5 protein-coding genes (1 of these 5 cut by a window edge) are annotated in these 6,590 nt (G+C 64.6%); all 5 read left to right on the forward strand.

Annotated elements, in window-relative coordinates; translation table 11 throughout:
- The first annotated feature begins 9 nt into the window (after positions 1–9).
- Positions 10–1,476: a TrkH family potassium uptake protein gene (locus tag ACTJKQ_RS10575; protein WP_099731896.1), complete on the forward strand. Its 1,467-nt coding sequence runs from the start codon at positions 10–12 to the stop codon at positions 1,474–1,476.
- A 96-nt stretch (positions 1,477–1,572) separates the two neighbouring features.
- Entirely contained in the window at positions 1,573–2,868 is a 1,296-nt protein-coding gene (gene gshA / locus ACTJKQ_RS10580) for a glutamate--cysteine ligase (protein ID WP_015016114.1), read from the forward strand.
- Between the two features lie 258 nt (positions 2,869–3,126).
- Entirely contained in the window at positions 3,127–4,995 is a 1,869-nt protein-coding gene (locus ACTJKQ_RS10585; protein WP_056068096.1) for a potassium transporter Kup, read from the forward strand.
- Between the two features lie 172 nt (positions 4,996–5,167).
- On the forward strand, positions 5,168–6,355 hold the full coding sequence (locus ACTJKQ_RS10590; protein ID WP_440596798.1) for a benzoate/H(+) symporter BenE family transporter: 1,188 nt from the start codon (positions 5,168–5,170) through the stop codon (positions 6,353–6,355).
- Positions 6,356–6,407: 52 nt separating this feature from the next.
- On the forward strand, positions 6,408–6,590 hold the beginning of the coding sequence (gshB, locus tag ACTJKQ_RS10595; RefSeq protein ID WP_440596799.1) for a glutathione synthase. 774 nt of this gene lie beyond the right edge of the window; 183 of the gene's 957 nt are visible here — the first part of the coding sequence; its start codon is at positions 6,408–6,410; its stop codon lies beyond the right edge, outside the window.

Raw genomic sequence — 6,590 nt, forward strand, 5'->3', positions numbered from 1 at the left:
GAGACCCCCATGACGGACATGTTTCCCGTTCTGCGCGTGCTGGGCATTCTGGTGATGATCTTCTCGCTGTCCATGGGCCTGCCTCTGGCAGTCTCGCTGTGGACGCGCGACGGCGTCTGGTTTGTGTACCCGCTGTCCATGGGCGCCACGATGCTGGCGGGCGCGTGGCTGTGGTGGCGGTTGCGGCTGTTTCGGCAGGAGCTGCAGCCGCGCCACGGCGTGATGCTGGTCTCTCTGGTGTGGATGTTGCTGCCCCTGTCGGCCGCGCTGCCGCTGATGCTGGCCGGGCACTACACCGGGCACCCGCTATCGTTCACGCACGCCTACTTCGAGGCGGTGTCGGGGCTGACGACCACGGGCTCCACCGTGCTGGCGGGCCTGGATGCGTTGCCGGTGTCGGTGAATGTGTGGCGCACCTTTTTGCAGTGGATGGGGGGCATGGGCATCCTGATTTTGGCCGTGGCCGTGCTGCCGCTGCTGGGCGTCGGGGGCAGCCAGCTGTTCAAGGCCGAGGCGGCGGGGCCGCTGAAGGACACCAAGCTCACGCCACGCATGACCGGCACGGCCAAGGGGCTCTGGGGGGTGTATGCGCTGTTCTCCGTGCTGTGTGGCCTGGCCTACTGGGCCGGGGGCATGGGGCCGCTGGATGCGTTAATGCACATGTTCACCACCGTGAGCCTGGGCGGGCTGTCGTCTCACGACCTGAGCTTTGGGTACTTCCAGTCGCCGCTGCTGGAGGCGATCTGCATCTTCTTCATGCTGGTGGCCAGCTGCAATTTTGCGCTGTACTTCGTCGCCATTCGCAAGGGCCAGTGGGGCGGCTTCTGGCGCGACCCTGAGCTGCGGGCCACGCTGGTGACGCTGATTGGCGGCGGTCTGCTGGTGGCTCTGCTGTTGTGGGCCAAGGGCGTGTATGGGCCGCTGGACGCGCTGCGCCATGGCATGTTCAATCTGGTGTCGCTGGCCACCACCACCGGCTACGCCACGGTGGACTACCTGGCATGGCCCGTGTTTGCGCCGGTGTTCATGCTGCTGCTGTCGGGTGTGGCCACCAGTGCGGGCTCGACGGGCGGGGGCATCAAGATGGTCCGCATGCTTATCCTCGTCAAGCAGGCGCGCCGCGAGATGAACCGCCTGGTGCACCCGCGCGCCGTGCAGCCGGTGCAACTGGGCGGCGCTGCAGTGGACAACCGGGTGATCTTCTCGGTGCTGGCCTTCATGCTGGTCTATGGCGGCACGGTCTTTGGGCTGAGCATGGTCATGCTGCTGACGGACCTGGACCCAGTGACCGCGTTCTCGGTGGTGCTGGCCAGCGTCAATTGCGCGGGGCCGGGCCTGGGCAGCGTGGGGCCGGCGTCCAACTACGCGGTGCTGACCGATTTTCAGATCTGGGTGTGCACGCTGGCCATGCTGCTGGGCCGGCTGGAGATACTGAGCTTCATGGCCTTGCTGACCCCGGCGTTCTGGCGCCGGTAGAGGGCAGGGCCGTGGTACCACCAAGGGGTGGCTTGCGAAAACCCGGCCTGACCCCACATCCTACAATTCACTGCAATCGCTTCCCGAGGGCTTTCCATGGTTCCGCATCTCATCACGGCCCTCACCGGGCCGATCAACGAACTCGAACAGCGCATTCTCGACTCGATGCCCGCCATCGAACGCTGGTTCCGGCTGGAGTGGATGGAGCACACCCCACCGTTCTACACGTCGGTAGACATCCGCAATGCGGGTTTCAAGCTGGCCCCGGTCGACACCAACCTGTTCCCGGGCGGCTGGAACAACCTGACCAAGGAGATGCTGCCTCTGGCCGTGCAGGCTGCGATGGCCGCCATCGAGAAGATCTGCCCCGAAGCGCGCAACTTGCTGATCATTCCGGAGAACCACACGCGCAACACGTTCTACCTGTCCAACGTGGTGCAGCTGCAGCGCATCTTCAACATGGCGGGCCTGAACGTGCGGGTCGGCTCCATCAGCCCCGAGATCAAGAAGTCCACGCTGATCGAGCTGCCCAACGGCGACACCGTGACCCTGGAACCCGTGGTGCGCACCAAGCGCCGCCTGGGGCTCAAGGACTTTGACCCCTGCACCATCCTGCTGAACAACGACCTCACCGCAGGCGCCCCCGGCATTCTGGAAGACATCCACGAGCAGTACCTGCTGCCCCCGCTGCACGCCGGCTGGAGCGTGCGCAAGAAGAGCACCCACTTCAAGAACTACGAAGAGGTGGCCAAGCGCTTTGGCAAGATGCTGGGCATCGACCCCTGGCTGGTCAACCCCATGTACAGCCAGTGCGGCGAAGTGGACTTTGCCGAGGGCACGGGCATGGACCAGCTGCAGACCAGCGTGGACGCACTCCTGACCAAGGTGCGCCGCAAGTACAAGGAATACGGCATCAACGAAAAGCCCTTCGTGATCGTCAAGGCCAACAACGGCACCTACGGCATGGGCATCATGACCGTGCGCGACGCCAAGGAGCTGGACGCGGTCAACCGCAAGACGCGCAACAAGATGGCCGTGATCAAGGACGGCCAGCCGGTGAGCGAAGTCATCATCCAGGAAGGGGTGCTGACGCAAGAGCGCGTGAACGACGCCGTGGCCGAGCCCGTGGTCTACATGATGGACCGCTACGTGGTGGGGGGCTTCTACCGCATGCACGCCGAGCGCGGTGTGGATGAAAACCTCAACGCCCCCGGCGCGAGCTTTGTGCCCCTGGCCTTTGAACACAGCACCCACATGCCCCAGCCTGGCGTGCGCCCGGGTGTGAGCGCGCCCAACCGCTTCTATATGTACGGCGTGGTGGCCCGGCTGGCGATGCTGGCGGCCAGCTACGAGCTGGAGGCCACCAACCCCGACGCCGAGGTGTACGACTGAAAACCAGGGTCTCTGGGGCCCCTTGCGGGTCTTGGGGGCACCGGGTTTCAGCGCCTTTGCCGCCTGGGCGGAGTCTGTACAGCGGGCGCGTGGGGGAGGGTGGCCGCCCCGCATGCCATGCCCGCGCCCGGTTGCCAAGGGCGAGTTGCTGCGTTGCAACATGGGGTTTCGCCTCCAATCGCTTGATCTGGCTCAGGCGCACAATAGCGTTCCCAAAAGTAACGGAACCCCGTCAGGCCCAGTGCGCGGGGGTGGTCAGTGCAAAGCTCCAAGTCATCGCTCGCAGCGCTCACGCTGGGCGCCATCGGTGTTGTGTATGGCGATATCGGCACCAGCGTGCTGTATGCCGTCAAGGAGGTGTTCGGGTCCGGCCATGTGCCGTTCACGCCCGCAAACATCTACGGCATCCTCTCCATCTTTTTCTGGACCCTCACGGTCATCGTCTCCCTGAAGTACGTGGTGCTGGTGCTGCGCGCCGACAACCACGGTGAGGGGGGGCTCATCGCCATGCTGGCCCTGGCCTCCCAGGCGGTCAAAGACAAGCCCCAGCTGCGCAGCGTGTTGCTGGCCGTGGGCATTTTTGGCACCTCACTGTTTTACGGCGATGGCGTCATCACCCCGGCCATCTCGGTGCTGTCGGCGGTGGAGGGGCTGGAAGTGGTGTCGGATCACTTCAAGCACTACGTGATACCGATCACGCTGGTGGTGCTGTTTTGCCTGTTTGCCGTGCAAAAGCGCGGCACGGGCGGCATCGGCAAGTTTTTTGGTCCCATCACGCTGGTATGGTTCGTCACCATCGCGCTGCTGGGCGTGTCGCACATCGTGGGGCACCCGGAGATCTTGTGGGCGCTGAGTCCGCACCACGCGTTGGGCTTCATGTGGGCCAACCCGGGCACCAGTTTCATCATTCTGGGCGCGGTGGTGCTGTGCGTGACGGGCGCCGAGGCCTTGTATGCCGACCTGGGCCACTTCGGCAAGCGCCCGATCCGCATGGCCTGGTTTGGTGTGGCCATGCCGGCGCTCACCCTCAATTATTTTGGCCAGGGCGCGCTGCTGCTGGCCGAGCCCGAGGCCGTCAAGAACCCGTTCTATCTAATGGCCCCCGACTGGGCGCTGGTGCCTTTGGTGATCCTGGCCACCATGGCCACCGTGATTGCCTCGCAGGCGTTGATCACCGGCGCATTCAGCGTGACCAAGCAGGTCATCCAGCTGGGCTACCTGCCGCGCCTGAACATCCAGCACACCAGCGTGCGCGACACGGGCCAGATCTACATGCCGCTGGTCAACTGGGGGCTGTTCGTGGCCATCGTGCTGGCGGTGGTGATGTTCCGCTCGTCGAGCAATCTGGCAGCCGCCTACGGCATCGCGGTGACGCTGGACATGCTGATCACCACCACGCTGACCTTCTTCGTGATCCGCTACGGCTGGCGGTATCCGCTGGCGCTGTGCGTTGCGGCCACGGGCTGCTTCTTTGTGGTGGACCTGGCGTTCTTCGCCTCCAACCTGCTCAAGCTGTTCCAGGGTGGCTGGTTCCCGCTGATGATCGGCGGCATCGTGTTCTCGCTCATGATGACCTGGAAGGAAGGGCGCCGCCTGCTCAATGACAAGCTGCGTGCCGACGCCATCGACCTCAAGGACTTTCTGGAGTCGATCTTCATCAGTCCGCCCACGCGGGTGGATGGCACAGCCGTCTTCCTGACGGCCGAAACGGGCGCGGTGCCCAATGCCTTGCTGCACAACCTCAAGCACAACAAGGTGCTGCACCAGCAAAACCTGTTTGTCACCGTGCACAACCACGAGACGCCCTGGATTGGTCTGGACAAGCGGCTGCAAGTCGAATCGCTGGGGCACGACTGCTGGCAGGTGGTGGTGCATTACGGCTTCAAGAACGACCCCGACCTGCCCCGCGCGCTGGAGCTGCTGCGAGGGCGAGGCTGTGAGCTGGAGTCGATGACCACCAGCTATTTCCTGTCGCGGGACACCGTCATTCCCACCATCGGCAGCGGCATGGCGCCTTGGCGCGAAAAGCTGTTTGCCCAAATGCACCACAACGCCAGTGGCGCGGCCGACTTCCTGCACCTGCCCAATAACGCGGTGGTCGAGCTGGGCTCCAAGATCGAGATCTGACGGGCTGAGGGGGCTCCCCCTGGCCTGGGACGGGTGCCTTGGGCTGGTTTTGCACTGTTTTTGCCTTGTAGTGCTAGTGCTTATTGTCTGAGATGCTATCAATACTGTAGCTTTTGGAGTGGCCTGACGGCCTGCCTGAGCGCCAGGCGCGCGCGGTGCCAGAATCGCGCCCATGCAATTTTTCAAAGACCTGAGCCTTTCCACGGCGGTGGCGGGTTTCGTGGCGGTGCTGGTGGGCTTTACCAGCTCGGTGGCCATCGTCTTCCAGGCCGCCCTGGCCTTTGGGGCCACACCCGCGCAGATCACGTCCTGGATGTGGGCGCTGGGTCTGGGCATGGGCCTGTGTTCGCTGGTGCCCTCGCTGATCTTGCGCCAGCCCGTCATGGTGGCTTGGTCCACACCGGGCGCCGCCGTGCTGGCCACTGCGGGGTTGGCGGGCGGTTTCAGCATGGGCGAGGCCATCGGCGCCTTCATGATCAGCGCGTTGCTCATCACCCTGGCGGGCGTCACCGGCTGGTTCGAGCGCGTGATGAACCGCATCCCCATGGAAATCGCCGCTGCCCTGCTGGCCGGCGTGCTGGCCCGCTTTGGCCTGCAGGCGTTTGCGGCAGCCCAGACCGCATTGCCCTTGGTGCTGCTGATGTTGATGGTGTATCTGGTCAGCCGCCGTTTGGCTGCCCGGTATGCGGTGGTCATCACCCTCGCCGTAGCGGTGGTGTTCGTGGCCACCCAGGGGCAGATGGCCTGGTCGGCGGTGCAGCTGGAGCTGGCCCTGCCAGTTTTCACGGCGCCCCAGTTCAGCGTAGCGGCTGCCGTCAGCCTGGCGATTCCTTTGTTTGTGGTCACCATGGCGTCGCAGAACCTGCCCGGGGTGGCGGTGATCCGGGCGTCGGGCTACAACTTGCCCATCTCCCGGCTCATCACGCTCACGGGTCTGGCCACCCTGGTGCTGGCGCCCTTCGGGGCGTTTGCGCTCAACTTCAGCGCCATCACCGCCGCGATGTGCATGGGCCCCGAGGCACACGCCGATCGCCGCCGGCGCTACACGGCCGCGGTGGCATGTGGCGCCATCTATGTGGCGATCGGTCTGTTTGGCGCAGTCATCACCGGGCTGCTTACCGCCTTTCCCAAAGAGCTGGTGGTGGCCATTGCGGGTTTGGCGCTTCTGGGCACCATTGGCAACGGCCTGGCGGCGGCGCTGCAGGACGAGTCGCATCGCGAGGCGGCACTCATTACCTTTCTCGTCACCCTCAGTGGCGTAGTCATCGTTGGGGTGGGCTCGGCCTTCTGGGGCGTGGTGGCCGGCAGCATTGCGCTATTTGTGCAACAGTACAGGCGTTCGCAGGCCAGCGGCGCGTAAGTCGCCTTGGCTGCCTGGGCCCCTGGCCTCCTCCATTTCTTGACCCGACACCATGAAACTGCTCTTCATCGCCGACCCGCTGCAAAGCTTCAAGATCTACAAGGACACCACCTTCGCCATGATGCGCGAGGCACAGCGGCGCGGTCATACCCTCACGGTCTGCGAACCGCAGCACATCACCTGGCAGCGCGGCAGCAAGGTCACCGCACGGGTGCAGGACGTTCGCCTCACGGGG

The sequence above is a fragment of the Acidovorax sp. 22279 genome, assembly GCF_052045435.1.
Classification (GTDB): domain Bacteria; phylum Pseudomonadota; class Gammaproteobacteria; order Burkholderiales; family Burkholderiaceae_C; genus Acidovorax; species Acidovorax delafieldii.

What these genes read in the sequence shown, in the direction of transcription:
- ACTJKQ_RS10575 (WP_099731896.1), top strand. Translation starts at nt 10, where the DNA reads ATGACGGACATGTTTCCCGTTCTGCGCGTGCTGGGCATTCTGGTGATG.
- gshA (WP_015016114.1), top strand. Translation starts at nt 1,573, where the DNA reads ATGGTTCCGCATCTCATCACGGCCCTCACCGGGCCGATCAACGAACTC.
- ACTJKQ_RS10590 (WP_440596798.1), top strand. Translation starts at nt 5,168, where the DNA reads ATGCAATTTTTCAAAGACCTGAGCCTTTCCACGGCGGTGGCGGGTTTC.